The sequence below is a fragment of the Herpetosiphonaceae bacterium genome (genome assembly GCA_036374795.1).
Taxonomy (GTDB): Bacteria; Chloroflexota; Chloroflexia; order Chloroflexales; family Kallotenuaceae; genus LB3-1.
In genome coordinates this window covers 26,820-43,082 of record DASUTC010000342.1, presented here as the reverse complement: position 1 = coordinate 43,082, position 16,263 = coordinate 26,820, and the positions used below count along the sequence as shown (strand labels likewise).

General features: G+C 63.9%; 14 protein-coding genes. 9 read left to right on the top strand and 5 right to left on the bottom strand.

What is annotated here, in order from left to right; translation table 11 throughout:
* The first annotated feature begins 84 nt into the window (after positions 1-84).
* The 4 genes from VFZ66_26440 to VFZ66_26425 all read left to right on the top strand — a co-directional run bounded on the left by VFZ66_26440 (position 85) and on the right by VFZ66_26425 (position 4,906).
* The gene (locus tag VFZ66_26440) at positions 85-1,596 is read left to right on the top strand and encodes a hypothetical protein (GenBank protein ID HEX6292751.1); all 1,512 of its coding nucleotides are present in this window, start codon (positions 85-87) and stop codon (positions 1,594-1,596) included.
* Positions 1,597-1,728: 132 nt separating this feature from the next.
* Complete coding sequence (locus VFZ66_26435; protein HEX6292750.1) at positions 1,729-2,913, top strand: glycosyltransferase family 1 protein; 1,185 nt, start codon at positions 1,729-1,731, stop codon at positions 2,911-2,913.
* Entirely contained in the window at positions 2,910-3,815 is a 906-nt protein-coding gene (locus VFZ66_26430; GenBank protein ID HEX6292749.1) for a DUF1616 domain-containing protein, read from the top strand. Before VFZ66_26435 ends, VFZ66_26430 begins: the two co-directional genes overlap by 4 nt.
* Positions 3,812-4,906 carry a CPBP family glutamic-type intramembrane protease gene (locus VFZ66_26425; protein HEX6292748.1) on the top strand — a complete coding sequence of 365 codons (1,095 nt, stop codon included), beginning with the start codon at positions 3,812-3,814 and terminating at the stop codon, positions 4,904-4,906. Before VFZ66_26430 ends, VFZ66_26425 begins: the two co-directional genes overlap by 4 nt.
* 355 nt (positions 4,907-5,261) lie before the next feature.
* Here VFZ66_26425 and VFZ66_26420 read toward each other — a convergent pair whose 3' ends face one another.
* Positions 5,262-5,486 carry a hypothetical protein gene (locus VFZ66_26420; GenBank protein ID HEX6292747.1) on the bottom strand — a complete coding sequence of 75 codons (225 nt, stop codon included), beginning with the start codon at positions 5,484-5,486 and terminating at the stop codon, positions 5,262-5,264.
* A gap of 128 nt (positions 5,487-5,614) precedes the next feature.
* Positions 5,615-7,165, bottom strand: a complete 1,551-nt coding sequence (locus VFZ66_26415) for a DUF2723 domain-containing protein (GenBank protein ID HEX6292746.1) — start codon at positions 7,163-7,165, stop codon at positions 5,615-5,617.
* Between the two features lie 151 nt (positions 7,166-7,316).
* Here VFZ66_26415 and VFZ66_26410 point away from each other — a divergent pair, with 151 nt between their 5' ends.
* The 5 genes from VFZ66_26410 (at position 7,317) to VFZ66_26390 (ending at position 13,575) form a co-directional block, all read left to right on the top strand.
* On the top strand, positions 7,317-7,556 hold the full coding sequence (locus VFZ66_26410) for a zinc ribbon domain-containing protein (protein HEX6292745.1): 240 nt from the start codon (positions 7,317-7,319) through the stop codon (positions 7,554-7,556).
* A 27-nt stretch (positions 7,557-7,583) separates the two neighbouring features.
* Complete coding sequence (locus VFZ66_26405) at positions 7,584-8,957, top strand: M20/M25/M40 family metallo-hydrolase (GenBank protein ID HEX6292744.1); 1,374 nt, start codon at positions 7,584-7,586, stop codon at positions 8,955-8,957.
* A gap of 209 nt (positions 8,958-9,166) precedes the next feature.
* Entirely contained in the window at positions 9,167-11,065 is a 1,899-nt protein-coding gene (locus VFZ66_26400; protein ID HEX6292743.1) for a serine hydrolase, read from the top strand.
* 210 nt (positions 11,066-11,275) lie between these two features.
* On the top strand, positions 11,276-12,229 hold the full coding sequence (locus VFZ66_26395; GenBank protein HEX6292742.1) for a C39 family peptidase: 954 nt from the start codon (positions 11,276-11,278) through the stop codon (positions 12,227-12,229).
* A 224-nt stretch (positions 12,230-12,453) separates the two neighbouring features.
* A complete protein-coding gene (locus tag VFZ66_26390; protein HEX6292741.1) occupies positions 12,454-13,575 on the top strand; it encodes a hypothetical protein in 1,122 nt (373 codons plus the stop codon).
* Between the two features lie 206 nt (positions 13,576-13,781).
* Here VFZ66_26390 and VFZ66_26385 read toward each other — a convergent pair whose 3' ends face one another.
* The 3 genes from VFZ66_26385 to VFZ66_26375 form a co-directional block, all read right to left on the bottom strand.
* Positions 13,782-14,084, bottom strand: coding sequence for a LuxR C-terminal-related transcriptional regulator (locus VFZ66_26385; GenBank protein HEX6292740.1), 303 nt, complete (start codon positions 14,082-14,084; stop codon positions 13,782-13,784).
* Positions 14,085-14,437: 353 nt separating this feature from the next.
* On the bottom strand, positions 14,438-15,112 hold the full coding sequence (locus VFZ66_26380; protein HEX6292739.1) for a hypothetical protein: 675 nt from the start codon (positions 15,110-15,112) through the stop codon (positions 14,438-14,440).
* 52 nt (positions 15,113-15,164) lie between these two features.
* Entirely contained in the window at positions 15,165-15,884 is a 720-nt protein-coding gene (locus VFZ66_26375; protein ID HEX6292738.1) for a hypothetical protein, read from the bottom strand.
* Positions 15,885-16,263: the final 379 nt, after the last annotated feature.

The following is a 16,263-nucleotide window of genomic DNA, read 5'->3' as shown; positions in this document are numbered from 1 at the left end:
TGGGAGAGGGGGTCGGGGGGTGAGGGCCTGCAACCCGACCCCCGACCCCAGAACCCCTGGCTCTGGCTCGGCCCGCTGCTCTATATGCTGATCGTCGGCGGGTACTTCGTGGCCCGCTACGAGGGCCGCTGGGCGGAGCAGGACTCGGCGGTCTTTACCCGCTATATTCGGCTACTGAGCGGGACCGGACGCCTCGTGCCGCCCGACGTGGCGGTCTATCCCAACGGCTACGCCTACCAGGCGATCTCGACGTTTCTCGTGGCGATCACCGGCCTCGACGTAGCGACGCTGCAACAGGTGATCTATCCCTTCATGGCGGCGCTGGTGGTGCTGCCCGCCTGGGTGCTGTACCGCGAGCTGACCGAGGGCACGCGCGGCGCGACGCTGGCAACCGTGCTGCTGTTTACGCAGCCGGAGTTCCTCTTTGTGATCCTGCGCAGCTCGCACGAGAAGTTTACCCGCACGCTGCTGCTGCTCTGCCTCTTTTTACTGGTGCGCAGCTTCAAGCTCCACGACCGCCCGTGGCTCTTTGCGGCGCATGTCGCGCTGTTCTACCTGACGACGTTTGCGTTTATCGCCGGGAATAACCTGCTGGCGCACTCATTCATCTTCGCCATAGCGATTGCGCTCTTCCTGGGATGGGCGCTGGCGCGCTGGCGCTCACATCTGCGGCTGCACAGCACGCCCCTGGTGCGGCGTTTGCCCTACGCCGTGCTGATCTGCCTGGGCCTGGTCTATCTCTTCACCTTCTACGCCTACGAGCCAGCGCAGCACGATCTGCTGGTGCTGCAAAACCTGGCCGATCGCATTGCCGCGCTGTTCCTCGACGTGGAGGCCGAGCCGACCAACGCCTACGCCCAGGTAGCGACAGGCTGGATCAGCCTGCCGGTCTATTTTATGGTCAGCATCGCCAACTGGATCATCCTGGGAGCATCGTTCGTGATCTGGCTGCGCCAGGGCGTGCGCTGGGTGCTGAGCGGGCAGACGCCGCCGACGCCGACCGGCTGGCTGGTGTGGCTGCTGTACGCGGCGTTCGCGGCGCAGGGCGCGCTCTCGGTGGTGGCGGATGCGACCGGCGCGCTCGGCAGCAACTTGCAGCACCGCATCTTTCCCTCGATGTCGATCATCGCCGTAGGCGTGGTGAGCGCGGCCCTGGCGCAGTGGCAGCCGCGCCGCTTTGCCCGTCCGCTGCAATGGAGCCTGACCGGCGGTATCGCCTGTATCGCCGTGCTCTCCGTGCTCAAGGCGACCAACGAGCCGTTTCTGAGCAATAAGTGGACCTTTTATCAGCCCGCTGAGCTGCGCGCGATGCAGTGGAGCGATGCCCATCTACGCAACAACGAGATCTGGGCCGAGCTCGACGAGCGGCTGATGGTGGCGTTTATCATGCGGCACGGCGAGTCGGCCAACGGCAATATCTGGCACGCCTTCGATCTCAGCCCGGCCACGCGCAACCTGATCGTGACGGATGTCACCCGCCTGCGCAGCGCCCGGCTGCAACGTGCGGTGCCGCTGCCGCCCGACGCGCTGCGCGTCTACGACAACGGCGCTGCCCAGCTCTATCACCAGCGGGCGCACACGCCGTATCAGCGCTAGCCGGGAACAAGGAATCAAGGGAACAAACACAGAAAAGAGTAAAGAACAAAGAACAAAGAACAAAGGAGAACTCCAAACTTTGAACTTAAAAATCGGAACTCGGAACTCGAAACTTGAAACTTGAAACTTGAAATGCGGATTGGCTATCTGACATATGGGCTGGATCGCGCTCCGACCGGCATCGGACGCTACGCCGTAGAGCTGCTGCGCGCGCTGGCCGCGCTGCCAGGCGCGCCCGACATCGTGATGCTGACGACCGAGCGCGAAGATCGGCACGATCTCTGGTCGCGCTTCGAGCGGCACCATGTGCCCGGCTGCCGCCTGCTGCCCGCGCTGATGACGCTCGGCAACGCCGCGCTGTCCGATGCGGCGCGACGCTACCGGCTCGATCTGCTGCACGACCCGAACGGGATCGCGCCCTTCTTCGGGCCGCGCGCGGGTGCCAGGCGCGTCGTCACAATCCATGACGCCTTCGCCTTTGTCTATCCTGAGACGCACAACCGGCTCGACAACTGGCGCTACCATGCGATGCTGACACGAGCCGCCCGCCGCGCCGACATGGTTCTGACCGACAGCGACCACTCGCGCCAGGATCTCAAGCGCTACCTGGCGATCCCCGACGCCAACCTGCGCCTGATCCACTGCGGCCTCGACCCACGCTTCCAGCCGGTCGGCGACGATCACGAGCGCCGCGCGGTGCTGGCGCGCTATGGCATCCAGCCGCCCTATCTGCTCTACGTCGGCGGGATCAACGCCCGCAAAAATATTGCGCGGCTGCTCGAGGCATTCGCGCGCGTGCGCGAGCGTCATGCCGCCCTGAAGCTGGTGATCGGCGGCAAGCGTCAGTGGCAGACTGGCGCGATCGACGCGACCTTTGAGCGGCTGGCGCTGCATGAGCATGTGCAGTTCACCGGCTACCTGGCAGACGCCGATCTGCCCGCGCTGTACAGCGCCGCCGAGGTCTTTGTCTTTCCCTCGCTCTACGAAGGCTTTGGCCTGCCGCCGCTCGAAGCGCTGGCCTGCGGCACACCCGTCGTCACCTCTAACGCCTCGTCGCTGCCGGAGGTCGTCGGCGATGCCGCCCTGACCGTCGATCCGTACGCGGTCGACGCGCTCGCCACGGCGATCCAGCGCGCTCTCACCGATGCAGCGCTACGAGCTGATCTGCGCCAGCGCGGCCTCAGCCGGGCGCGACAGTTCACCTGGCAGCGAGCCGCGCGCGAGGTCTTCGAGGTCTATCAGCACGTGCTGGGACGGGCGCTGGATGGTACAATGCCTGAGGCCGTCCCCGCCGATCGGCAGAGTATCGGGTCATGATTATGAAACAGACCGTCGCCACGCCCGTATCCGAGCCTATGCGCCAACCCGTGAGCACATGGATCTTCTATGATCTGATCGCGCTGATGAGCTGCGCGCTGCTGCTGCCGCTGCTGGTTGTGCTGCCCCTGCCGCTGCTGCGCGTGCCGCTGGGCCTGGTGCTGGTGCTGTTCGCTCCCGGCTACGCGCTCAGCGCCGCGCTCTTTGCCCGCCACCACGACCTGGATAGCGTGACCCGGCTGTCGCTGAGCGTCGGGCTGAGCATCGCCGCGCTGCCGCTGCTGGCGCTCGCGCTCGATCTGCTGCCCTGGGGCATTCGCCTCTGGCCGATGACGATCGCGCTGGCAGCCTGGATCGGCGCGTGGAGCCTGATCGCCGCCATTCGTCGCAGCCTCTTGCTCCGCTCGCAGGCCGCCATGCAGCCGACTCCGCCGATCGCGGTGCAGGGCTGGTGGCATGAGCTGAGTCCCCACCGACGGCTGAGCTACGCCGGAAGCGCTCTGGCCGGAGCAGCGCTGCTGCTGTGGGTGGTGGTTGGCCTGCCCGCGCTGACGGCATCCAGGCCCACGACCGAATTTTATATGCTGGGGCCTGAGGGCCTGGCCCAGGATTATCCCCACGCGGCAATCGTCGGCGCAGAGATGCAGGTGCCGCTCGGCATCCACAACCACGAAGGCAGATCCGTCACCTATCGTGTCGAGGCGCGCTCCGGCACGCAGCAGCTTGCCCGGATCGATGAGATTGAGGTCGCCGCCGGGGCAATCTGGGAGCATCCGCTGCGCTACCTGCCCGCTCAGGCTGGCGACGACCAGCGCATCGACATTCTGCTCTTCCGCGCGAACGAGTCAGTGCCCTACCGCCAGCTGCACCTGTGGATCGATGCCCAGGAGCCGCTCCGATGATCGCACTGATCCTCCGCCACTTCCCGCTCGCCTCGGCCCGCCTGCTCTGGGTCTATCTGCTGCTGATCACCGTGGCCGAGCTGATCACGTCGCTGGCGAGCCCGCAGCTTGGGCTGCTGATGCACGCGCTGCTGCTGGTTGGCTTCACGCTCCACGGCGCGCTCGGCCAGCGCACCAGCGCGGGAAAGCTTGCGCTGGGCCTGACGCTCGCGCCGCTGATCCGGCTGCTGTCGCTCTCGCTGCCGCTGCTGAGCTTTCCGCAGATGGCCTGGTATCCGCTGGTGTCGATCCCGCTGCTGATCGCGCTGTGGCTGATCGTGCGGCAGCTTGGCATGCCGCGTCGTTCGCTGGGCCTGTGCTCCGGCAATCCGGTCAACGAGCTGCTGCTGGCAAGCATCGGCATCGTCCTGGGCGTGATCGAGTATCTGATCCTTCAGCCCAGGCCGATGGTGAGTAGCCTCTCCTGGCACACGCTGCTGCTGCCGTCGCTCAGCCTGCTGATCTTCACCGGCTTTACCGAGGAGATTATCTTTCGCGGCCTGCTGCAAGCTCTGGCGCTGCCCGCGCTTGGCCGCGCCGCGTTTGCCTATGTCGCGCTGCTGTTTGCGGTGCTGCACATCGGCTACCTGTCGCTCTCGGATGTGCTCTTTGTCTTCGCCGTCGGGATCGTCTTTGCGTACATCGTGCATTGGAGCGGCTCGATCCTGGGCGTGACGCTGGCCCACGGCCTGACGAATATCATGCTTTTTTTGATCATGCCCTACCTGGCGCAGCATCCCGCCGCGCCGCTCAACACCTTCGCGCCGTGGGTGCTGTGGGTGGGCATCGGCCTGAGCGCGCTCGCTGTCACCCTGGTGCTCGTGCGCTGGATTCGTGTTCGCAGAGCGCTGCTGGCTGGCGTCTCTCCCGCCACGATTCGCGCACTGCGTCGTGATCATGGCATAACGTATGTCAACCTATCGCAGCGCACCGGCATTCCGAGCCGCATCCTGGCCGCGATCGAGCACGGCCAGCATCCATTGCAGCCAGAGCATCGGGCGGCGCTTGCCCAGGCGCTCCACAGCCTGCCGACGACGGGCGGTGAGCGGTGAGTAGTAATTCTAGCTGCTGCTATCCATCCCGAATCTGAGATAAACAACGAAAACTGCACGGATTTTCGCCACAATTGCAGCTACCGGATGCAGTGATATGTTATACGGCGGTGCGGGCTACACCTGGGTATATGCCCTGAGAAAATCCTCTGTGCTGATGCCGGATTGAGTCAAAATTGTCCGTAGTGTCGAGCTTTGAGCCTAGGATGATTAGGCATGGTCAGCGGCGTGCGCGTCCCATCAGAGTTATCTCGAACCATTGCAATATGATTACCGCTTCGCACCAATCGAAATCCTAGCAGTTCCAGGGCTTTGATAACTCTCTCAATCGGTGCATCAACCGGGAACTTCTGGCTCACACGACGACTCCCGCCTCAGCAACAAACGCTTCAAGCACTGGCTCACCTTCAAGAGCTTCCTCGCCGAAGGTTTCGATATGAAATTGAATCGCCGAGCGAACATCTGCCAGTGCCGATTCATAGGTGTCGCCTTCACCAATGATCACACCTTTGAGGCCGAGAGGATAGGCGACATACGTATCGGGATGCTTTTCGACAATCACTTTGAACTGCTTGACCATAGCTACCTCATTTCACCATGCTATTGAATCAACAATACCACAGAGCTGTATCGTCGGTCGAACACAAAACGAGCAGCGTAGAGACAGGTCAATGATTGAGGAGCGTTCCATGACCCACCGCTCCGCCCTCACTCCCCCGCGCACACCGTCTCCTCGATCTCCGCTTCCGACTCCACCGATCCGCTCTCGGCATCTAGCCGGTAGCGCGGGCGGGCGCTGCTCTGCAACGTCCGGCAGATCGCGCCGTCATCCGTAGCGCCGAGCTGCCGCGCCAGTTGCGCGCGATACCAGGACCAGCGCAGCAGCCGCGTATCGACCACCAGCACATCGCGCCGCACACCGAGCGCGCGCTGGAGGTACCACCCGCCGAACGTATCCGCGTCGGCGCTGGTGAGCACAATCGCGTCCGGCTCTAGTGCCATCAGCCGCGCCACCACGCGCTCGCGCTCGCTGGTATCGGCGTGCAGATCCAGGCTGCGGTACTGCACCGCCAGCGACCACACCAGACCTCCTGCCAGCAGCGCGCCGAGCACAGAGCGGAGCAGCCACCGCCGAGCGCTGCCGCCGAGCTGCGTCCAGAGCGCGCCAGCGCCCAGCCCGGCCCACACACACCAGGCCCAGGTCCACGGCAGCAGATAGACCGAGCTATCCGCGCCGCCGTAGCCGATCGCAAACAGCAGGCTGCTCAGCGCGACGATCCCGCTCAGCGCAAGCAGCGGTCGGTCGCTGTGCCAGCCGCGCGGCAGCCCCCAGCCGATCGCCAGGGCAAGCGCGATCGGACCCGGCTGAGCCAGGAGATCGCGTGCTGCGTGTCCCAGCCGCGCCAGGCGCTGCGACCACGGAGCCGCGCCGACCAGATAGCGATACTCCGCCGCGCTGATATGCTGCCACCAGCCCCACGGGCTGCGCGGATCGCCCCAGCTTGGCAGCGCCTCACGCGCCGCCCACAGCGGCAGGCAGCCATACAGCGCCAGGCTCGCCAGCAGCGCCGCCACAGCCGCCAGCGCCAGCCCTGGCCTGATCAGGTCGCGACGGGGAGCGACGGTCCAGGCCACGATCGCCGCCGGGAGCAGCGCGCCCAGCGTGAGATGCGTGCCCAAGCCCAGGCCAAAACCGCCCGCCGCCACCGCGAGCAGCGCCGCGCGTCCGGTGCCGAGCCATCCACAAAACAGCAGCGCGCAGAGCGTCAGCCAGAGCAGATGCAGCGCGTACACCTCGACGATGATCGCCTGCGACCACAGCCGCGCAGACAGCATGAGCGTCAGCCCGGCGTACAGCCCGGCGATCGAGCGCGACCGTAACGTACGAGCGGAAGATACTGAGGGTCGTAGCGCGACCAGCAGCGCGGTGCAGGCGACCGCCAGCGCGCCGCACAGCGCCGAGAGCAGCGCGAGGCGTCGGGCTGGCTCGCCCCACGGCAGCAGCAGCGCCGCGCGCGCCAGCAAGAGATACGAGGGATAGCCCGGAGGATGCGCGACACCGCCGCTGAGCGCAACCGCTGCTAGCTCGCCGCCGTCAGCGCCGCCATAGCGCGCCGTGATCGTGGGCGCTGCGGTCGCGGCGTAGAGCGTGAGCGCCGCGACGAATGCAGGACCGGCAGCCGCCAGCGACCAGCGCACCGTCGAGCGGCGCTGGTTAGCCACTGGCTCGGCCTCAGGTCGCGCGTCGATCGTGTCCACCTTTCAGCACAAGAGATCGTCCGCGCAGGCAACATGCGCTTCGAGCGCGGGCTGCGTGCTATTATAGCGGCGATCCTCGCGTGCGGCGCGCTGGTGTAACGCGGCAAAGATTGGCTGCGTATCACAAACACACCAGCAAAGGAGAATACACATGGCCTACGTCGAGGATCTCCTGGGACAGGAGTTTGTCTGCGCCCGCTGCCACCAGAAGGGCGCGCATGTCGAGCGGCTGTCGATGTCGGGGGCCGGATTTTCGCGACTCTTCGAGATTCAGCCTTACCGGTACGCTTTTGCCTCATGCACCAACTGCGGCTACACTGAGGTCTACAATCTGGAAGTCCTTGAAGGCCGCGACGATCTTGGGACATTCTTAGATGTCCTCTTTGGATGATAAGCTGTTGTTAGCAGAGGGAGCGCTATGACTGAACCGCGCACATCGCTTGAGGCCGTATTCCAATGGATCGACACGCAGCGCGATGCCGCAATCGCTGATTTGCAGCGTTTTTGCCGCCAGCCGAGCGTGGCCGCGCAGAGCTGGGGCATGGCCGAGATGGCACAGATGGTGCAGGACGCGCTGCGCGATCTCGGCGCTGAAACCCAGTCGATCGCCACCGCAGGCTTTCCCGTGATCGTCGGGCGCATCCAGGGCGAGACGCCCCGGCATCTGGCGATCTACAACCACTACGATGTTCAGCCCCCGGAGCCGCTCGATGCGTGGAGCGTCCAGCCGTTCGCCGCCGAGATCCGCGACGGCAAGCTCTATGCCCGTGGCGTCGCCGACAACAAGGGCAACCTCGTGGCGCGACTCTGGGCGGCGCGCGCCTGGCTGGCCGTGTACGGCAGGCTGCCCTGCGCCGTCACCTTTCTCTTCGAGGGCGAAGAAGAGATCGGCAGCCCGCATCTTGGCTCGTTTGCCGCCGCGAATCAAGATCTGATCAGCGCCGACGCCTGCCTCTGGGAGGCGGGGTATTGCGATGAAGATCGCACGCTCTCGCTGTACGCCGGGCTCAAAGGCATGCTCTACGTCGAGCTGCGGGTGCGCGGCGTCGCCTTCGATCTGCACTCCAGCACCGCGCCGCTCGCGCCCAACGCGGCCTGGCGTCTGGTCCAGGCGCTCAACAGCCTGCGCGATCCCGCTGGCCGCGTACACATCCCCGGCTTTTACGACGCCGTGCAGCCGCCGACCGAGCGCGAGCGTGAGCTGATGCGCGTCTTTCCGGTCGATGTCGAGTCCTTGCGGCAGCTCTGGGGCGTCGAGCGTGTGCTTGGCCCCGACGCCGACGCGGCTGCGCAGACCGAGCGGCTGCTCTTCGAGCCGACCTGCAACATCTGTGGTCTGTGGAGCGGCTACAGCGGCCCCGGCACCAAGACGGTGCTCCCGGCGACGGCGGGCGCGAAGCTCGATTTTCGGCTGGTGCCGCATCAGGACCCGCAGGTGATTCTGGGGCAACTGCGGCAGCACCTCCACGAGCAAGGCTTTGACGATGTGGAGGTTGTGGAGCTGGAAGGCACCGAGCGTCCGGCGCAAAGCCCGGTCGAGACGCCGCTGATGGATGCGCTGATCCGCTCGGCGCGACAGGTGTACGGCATCGAGCCACGGGTTCAGCCGCGCATGGCCGCGACCGGCCCGATGGAGCAGCTCTGCCAGCGCTATGGCGTCCCCGCGATCGGCGGCGCTGGTGTGGGCTACCTGGGCTCGCGCACGCACGCCCCCGACGAAAACATCCGGCTCGACGATTTTATCCTCGGCATCAAGCATGTCGCCGCGCTGCTCGCCGAGTTCGCCAGCTAACGTACGCAGCCGTCCGGCGATCACCGGGCGGCTGCCGCACGCCTGCGCCTTCCGTAAGCATCACCCGCGCTGTATCCTCCTCTGATCGTCTGCTCAGCGCTCTACAAGCCGTCTCTCATTGCGCTTGCAAGCCAACTGCATTAACTTCAAGAGAGTTGATCGCAGCGTTTGACGGCGCACGCGATGTGCCTGAGTGAGGATAGACCAGCATGAGACGCTCCCTGCTCCTGGTGATGATACTGCTGCTGCTTTCGGCGTGCGGCTCCGGCGGCGCTGGTGTACAGCCCACCTCCGACGCGCTGGAAACGCCCGTGTCATCGCCATTGCCAACCACCACAGCCACGGCCACGGCCACGCCGACCGCGACCGCGACCGCTGTACTGCCGACTCCAACCGCCAGCGCTGCGGCTCAGGCAACGGTGATCTACCAGGCGCTCGGCACCGGCAGCGTCGAGGCGATCGATACCGCCACCGGCAGCCGCATCATCCTAGCCGACCCGACACAGCCGCAGCAGCGCCTCCCGTGGAGCGCCGCGCCCGACGGCAACACCATCGCGGTTATCACCGGGCGCTGGCAGACGAGCGGCGCGGCGACTCAGATCGAGCGGGCGGCGCTCTGGACCGTTGCCGTCAACGGCATGCAGCCTCGCAAGCTGCTCGATCTGGTGCCGACAGGCTTCGGTGATGCGCAGCCCGATCTGCAAATGGTCCTGACCGACGAGCGCTTTCAAACGCTGGCCTGGACGCCCGACGGCCAGACGATTGTGGTGGTATCGGCGCACGAGGGCCAGCTCGATCTGTACGCGGTCGCCGTCGACGGCAGCGGCGCACGACGGCTGACGAACACGCCCGCTCTTGAGTTCCAGCCGTCGCTCTCGCCCGATGGACGCGAGCTATCCTATGGCAGCGCAGCGACCTTCGGCACCGGCGCGGAGTGGAGCAACGTTGGAGCGTGGGCGCAGCCATTGGATGGCGGCGAGCGTCGCGCGATCTCAGGCCAGGACACGAGCGCCACAGCCAGCGCGACGGATGACACCGCCGCAGCAGAGCAGCTCCCAGACGGCGCGCTGCCGGTCGGCTGGAACGGACCCGCGCGCTATTTCTTCGCGCCGCAGGCGGACAATCCGGGCCGCTGGCAGCTCTACCGCCGAGCCGACGGCGCAGACCAGGCGGTCGGCCAGCCGCTCGACGAGCAGCCGGTCAGCCCGCGCCTGATCACCAGCGACACGCCGCTGCCGCTTGTTGTGCCCACGAGCACACCCACGGCGCAACCCGATCCGACGGTCCAGCCGACAGCGCAGCCAACACCGCCGCCAGCGGCCAGCCCCGCATTCGATGAGCTGCGCGGCACGCTGGAGACGCTGATCGCGGAGTGGGCGGGCGAGCACGCCGTCAGCGTCACCGATCTCCAGACAGGCCAAACGATCGCCGTCAACGGAGCGCGGCCACAACTGGCGGCCTGTACCGTCAAAATCGTGATGATGATGGCCGTCGCCCAGGACATCGAGGCCGGTCGCTACACCGAGGCCGAGGTCGACGGGCTGGTCCGCGCGGCCATGGGGCCAAGCTATACGCCACCGGCGCGCGATCTGATTCAGCGCATCGGCGGCGGCGATATTGGCGCGGGCATTCGGCGCATCAACGAGATCATGTGGGGCCTGGGCGCGACCAACTCGATCTTGACGCATCCGCCGGGCTACTTCTGGGAAGAGTACGGCTACGCCGACAGCCACGGCACCAGCGAGAATCGCCTGACAACCGACGATCTGAGTCTGATCCTGAGCAAGCTCTACCGAGGCGAGGCGCTCTCGCCCTGGGCCACCGAGTATGTGCTCAAAAGCATGACGATCGCGCCCGACTGGATGGATCAGCCCTTGCGCGGCCCGCTGCCAGCCGATGCACAGCTCTACCACAAGATCGGCCAGCTCTACGAGCCGGAGAACACCTGGAACGATGCCGGGATCGTCGTGTTCGAGCGCGGCGGGCAGCGCTATGCCTACGTCATCTCGTACCTGGGCAGCTACGGCCCAAGCTGGCAAGATGCCTACGCCCATGCCACGACGCTTTCGGATACGGTCTGGCGCTATTTCAGCGCAGCCTACCCGTAGCGGCAATCTGCCAGCTAGCAGAGCAATCAGTCAGGAAGGGCATCCTCAAGGATCGCTCTTCTTCGCGCTCCAACCACACGACCGCAGCCGATCGATCCTGAGCGGGTGTAGCCATGAGAGCCGTCAAAGATGAGTATTTTTACTCACGACAAGCCGGTAAAGAAGCATTAACGTCTACCTGCTCAATAGGATCGTCAAACGGAGGAAGTCATGGGCAGGCGATTGCGCATGTTAGCAGGGCTGTTCGTACTGGCCGGGCTGGCCCTAGCACCGGCAAGCTCGACGTTTGCAGGCGAAGGCAAAGGCAATCACGTCGGAACCTACATCGGAAACGATGCGGGCCAGGTCAGCGCGGACGGCTCGAAGATCATCCCCGAAGCCGACCCTGTCTCTGCGAAACAGCAGCGGATTCTGGAGCGCAAACAGGAGCTGTCGACTGAGTACCGCAAGGTCAAGCAGGGCAAGCTCGACGCCAAGGTCCACGAGCAGAACTACCGGCGCTTCCTGGCGGAGATCGGCGAAGATCCGCACCAGCAGGGCGCTGCCCTCGCGGGCGGTTCTGGCATCGGCACGATGGCTGCGGGCTATTCCAGCCGCACGCTCTCGCTGACCCAGGTCGCGCAGATCAACTCGTACTACTGCGGCCCTGCCTCGGCCTACTCGATCCTGGGCGCGCTCGGCAAGTGGACCAGCTACGACGGCGAGAGCCTGAGCCAGTCGATGCTGGCGACACGCAAGTATCTCGAAACCGACTACTGGGGCAACACGCCCTGGTCGGTAGGCAGCAGCCGCCCGTATCCCGAAACGCTCAACTACTGGCGCACCGGCTCCTACTACGGCTACTACGTGGCGGTCGGCACCACGGTGAACGCGGCGACGTTCAAGGACAACATGACCTACGACATCGACCGCAACTGGCCGGTCGGCGGCAACGCCTGGGAAGTCGCAGGCTCGCAAAATCCGCACCTCGTCGGCCACCCCACCAATACCGACATCTTCCACTGGATCGCGATCTACGGCTATGCCAACTGGGGCGACACCACCTATTACGCCGATCCGGCCAGCGGCGCGAGCAGCCTGGGCTGGACCAGCGTGCCGCGCTACGCGGGCATCAGCACCAACACGCTGGCGGTGATCCTGGATGGTCGCGGGTATGTATGGTAGGCCATCGGTCGCCAGGCGATCGTCGTAGTACCACAGGCGAGCGAGGAAATGCGAGATGCATTTCCTCGCTTAAGCTCCTCGCGCTGACCTGGCTGCTCTTGCTGACAAGCTGCGCCAATCCCGCCGAGCCGCCGCCTCAATTCGTCAGGACCACAGAGCGGCCAGCCGCAAACCTGCCAGCGCCATCCGGCACCCCGTCGATCGATCCAGACACACAAGAGCACATGCCGCAAGCCACGCTGCTGCCAGCGCCGGAGGCTGCCCGTACCGCCAACGGCGTCGATCTGGCAAGCGCATGGGGCAGCCAGCTTCAGCGGCAGACGGTGCCCGTCGCGCTCGACGATGACAGGGTATTCGTGCCGATCACCGTAACGCCCGATGGGCAACACCTGATCGGATCGGCTATTGCGCGCCGCTTTGGCACCGAGCCGGGGCGGCTGGTGCTGCTTGAGGTGACAAGCCGGAGAGTCACCGAGATCCGTCATTTGCCGACACCGTTTACCCAGGCGGTTGGCGCTGCCGCCGATCAGCAGTGGATCGTGTGGTCGGAGGCGGCCCAGCAGCCGAACTTCAGCGATTGGACCCTGTATGCCTACAATCGCGCGACCGGCGAGACAAAGCAGGTGGCGGCGGCACCGCTGGATCAGAGCGGCAAGCCCGTCAACGGGCCGTACGTGCTACCACGGCTCGATCGCGGCATTGTCACCTGGGCCGAGGGCATCCCAGGCGCGGTCGATCAATTCGGTATCGCGGTCAAAGCGGCAAATCTGGCCGACGGCACAGTTCAAACCCTGAGCAGCAGCGGCCTCACGCCGACGATCTCCTGGCCGCATGTGGCCTGGGTCGAGATCCAGGCCGAAGAAAGCTCGCAGGTCGAGGGAGCCAAAAAGGGCATTGTCGTCGTCCAAAATCTGGAAAGCGGACAGAAAAAAAGCCTGACGCAGATCGACACGCCGCTCTTCTTCAACCTGCACGGAGATACGATCGTCTGGATCAACGTCACCGGCAAACAGGTCGTCCTGACCGATCTGGCGGAGACGAGCCAGCAGGTGATCGCGCACACCGACGATACGGACGAAACCTTCCAGTTTCCCGCGCTGAACGATCGGCTTGTCACCTGGATCGGCTACAAAAAGGCCCAGGTCTGGGATCGGCTGCAACAACGGCTGGTGACGCTGGAAGACGGCAAAGGCCAGATCACCGAGTTCGTCAACGGACAAACCCTGGTCTGGGCCGCGCCGGGCGACGTATCTGCCGAGCAGCGTCAGGCCGACCGCAGAGCGGGATTACGGCCCAACGACGGCCTGCTGTACGTCGTAAACTCGGCGCAGCTCCCAGAGCGATAAGCCAGATCGCTCCGCGCTCGACGCCGCACACAGACGACGCAAGCAAGCATGGATAGTTGTGCTTGCGCTCGTCACAGGCGATCTGGCTTGCGGCCTCCTCCTGGCGCACGATCTCGCTGTGTGCGGCGGAGGCACGTCAGCGCCGCACGCAATCGCACCGAACAACACCCTGGCCGAATGCTCTTAATCAGCGCGACTGGTGACGATCACGCTTCGCCGCGCTCTTTCGCTGCCTGTTTCCGCATCACCAGCTGCACGGCTGCCGTGCGGTTATTGACGCGCAGCTTGTTGTAGCTGCGATGCAGATGGTTCTGGACCGTGCGGACGCTGAGGCAGAGCTGAGTAGCAACCTCTTGATCGGTCATGCCCTGCCCCACCAGCAGGATGACCTCACGCTCGCGGGGCGTTAGCCTGTCGCCGTGGAGCGAGCGATACTGCATGGCATAGGCGTTTTGCTGATCTGGCTCTACGGGCACATGATCATAGAAGGTTGCGCGATCAACGGACATGTTTGACCTCCCTATTCCGATGAGCAGCATGGGTTTGGATCATACGACGAAGGACACCCAGAAGACGTATATCTTTCTAAGATCTGGCTTATACGATCTGTTAGAAAAGGATGAATTGCCTGACGGTGCAGTAAGCCTTTTACTCTGAACACGGCCATGTGCATCTCTTGAAGCGATTCAATCTACAGTAGCCTGATCTCGATCTAAAAAGCCATCTTATTATGTCATCGTGACGATCACGATCGATCGTGCTGCCTGGTACACGCGGCAGCACAGCTTTCACCACTGTAAGGGTCCAGAAGGGCAACCCTGGGCAGGGCTGCCCTTCTGCTGGTCGCTCGGGCTCTCGTCGCCTAGTTGTTGGCGTCGTGACCGGCGGGCTTGATCGTCGACGTCGTCGCGCCTTCCGGTCGCTCGTAGGGCTTGACCGGCTCAAGGCTAACGGCGACCGACATATACTGATCGACGAACTCCTGCGTTCCCAGGTAGCTCTCGCGGACCACGAGCGCGTTTGTCACCTCGACGGCCTCGTGCTCGCTGATCTGCATCATCTCGTAGGCGGCATGCTTCACGTTGAGATTGCCCAGGACGACATCGGCGGTTTTATCGTCCAGCACCAGCACCACGGCGCGGAACTGGCTTGGATGGTTGGTGAAGCCTTTGCCCACGGCCCACGGATCGGCCTCATCGAGCAGCGTGGTCGGGATCTTGACCGTGCAATTGCTGTTGAACCGAGGCGATGCCACAGACAGGCCATAGACCTCGTTCCACTTGGGATGCGTGGCGCGCAGCGTTTCCATGCGCTCGTTCAGCCGGTTCATGATCGTGCTGCTCTTGCCTTGCAGGGCCGGCGCGACCTGAGCGCACACTTGCAGGCTGGAGCGGTTGCTGACCAGCAGCGGCGAGTCGGTGAGCACTGCCGCCTCGGCGCGCGATCCCGACCAGGCAAAGCCAACCCCTGCAAGCACGACGACGACCATAGCAGCGATATGCAGCATCGTTTGGCGTGTAAGTATTCGTCCCAACATGGATATGTGCTCCTTTATCAGCTACTCAAGCATCTCGACGATGAGGTCAACATTAGGGCATGATGCCGTTTGCCAGCGTGCTCAAGTCGCTGCTGGTCGGGCCTGAGCCGGGATCGGCGCAGCCATAGTATGGGATGTGCATGATGCTGCCGTACTGCATGCAGTGACCCTGGTAGTTGGGATCGCGGAAGCCAACCATGTGCCCGGCCTCGTGGCTGATCAGCTGGCGATAGGCGTACTGGCTCGCGGTCACATGATCCTGATCCAGCCAGCCCACTTCGTTCAGATAATCGTTGTGGCCTTTGCCGCTGGCAACCTCGTTGTAGTGCGAGACGCAGCTAATGCCGTCGCCGCACCACTTGCCGCTGGTCTGGTACTTGTAGGTGCGGAACTGGAACTCGATCCAGCCACGGTCGCCGTTCGACGAATGGTAACAGTCGTACGTGGTGTGATACATATCCAGCTTCCAGCCGCCGGCGCCGTCCCAGTGCGAGGGCTGAGTCAGAACCGCATCATCGACACGGGCGCGCAGCGTGGACGAGGAGAGCGCACCGTCGCCGTCCGCAACCTGGGTGCAGAAATCCTCGTCGACCGAGGAGTGGCCGGTAGCGGCGTAGTGGATTTGCTTGTTATGGAGCCGCGTGGTGCCGCTATCGTAGTGATACGCGCCAACACCAGGCGAATTGATGCTGATGACAAATCCGAGAACCAGCAGCCATGCGAGATTAACCCAGCGTGGTGTTTGACGAACAACGTTCGGCTGAACCTTCATACAGTATTTCTCCCGTTAGTGCTACGAATGGTCTGTCCGTATGCTCGATACAGGGCAACGTGCGAGGAGCTGAGATGCGCGTGTCGAATCCTCCCTTTCGTACAACTATCGACTGGCTAGGAACAAGCTGTTCGGATCGAACGTCAGGCATGCTGATACTTTTTGATGATCGTCTTGTGTATTCGTACTATCCACAGCTTCAATCAAACAGGATATTTTGATTAATTAGGAAACACCAAAGCAAAGAGCGAATCTTTATCATTGCTCTTAGCGCCTTTCATGATCGTGATCAACTGCCAGATAGAATTGCCATCAGACAAATCTGCTAGTGATCAACTGGTTTTGTGCCACGATCACAACAATCATATTTATGTAAGGT

Bases quoted from the DNA above. Each gene is read 5' to 3' on its own strand.
- VFZ66_26410 (HEX6292745.1), top strand. From the start codon at position 7,317: ATGGCCTACGTCGAGGATCTCCTGGGACAGGAGTTTGTCTGCGCCCGC.
- VFZ66_26425 (HEX6292748.1), top strand. From the start codon at position 3,812: ATGATCGCACTGATCCTCCGCCACTTCCCGCTCGCCTCGGCCCGCCTG.
- VFZ66_26395 (HEX6292742.1), top strand. From the start codon at position 11,276: ATGGGCAGGCGATTGCGCATGTTAGCAGGGCTGTTCGTACTGGCCGGG.
- VFZ66_26405 (HEX6292744.1), top strand. From the start codon at position 7,584: ATGACTGAACCGCGCACATCGCTTGAGGCCGTATTCCAATGGATCGAC.
- VFZ66_26380 (HEX6292739.1), bottom strand. From the start codon at position 15,112: ATGTTGGGACGAATACTTACACGCCAAACGATGCTGCATATCGCTGCT.
- VFZ66_26400 (HEX6292743.1), top strand. From the start codon at position 9,167: ATGAGACGCTCCCTGCTCCTGGTGATGATACTGCTGCTGCTTTCGGCG.
- VFZ66_26440 (HEX6292751.1), top strand. From the start codon at position 85: ATGCTGATCGTCGGCGGGTACTTCGTGGCCCGCTACGAGGGCCGCTGG.
- VFZ66_26420 (HEX6292747.1), bottom strand. From the start codon at position 5,486: ATGGTCAAGCAGTTCAAAGTGATTGTCGAAAAGCATCCCGATACGTAT.
- VFZ66_26385 (HEX6292740.1), bottom strand. From the start codon at position 14,084: ATGTCCGTTGATCGCGCAACCTTCTATGATCATGTGCCCGTAGAGCCA.
- VFZ66_26375 (HEX6292738.1), bottom strand. From the start codon at position 15,884: ATGAAGGTTCAGCCGAACGTTGTTCGTCAAACACCACGCTGGGTTAAT.
- VFZ66_26430 (HEX6292749.1), top strand. From the start codon at position 2,910: ATGATTATGAAACAGACCGTCGCCACGCCCGTATCCGAGCCTATGCGC.
- VFZ66_26435 (HEX6292750.1), top strand. From the start codon at position 1,729: ATGCGGATTGGCTATCTGACATATGGGCTGGATCGCGCTCCGACCGGC.
- VFZ66_26390 (HEX6292741.1), top strand. From the start codon at position 12,454: ATGCCGCAAGCCACGCTGCTGCCAGCGCCGGAGGCTGCCCGTACCGCC.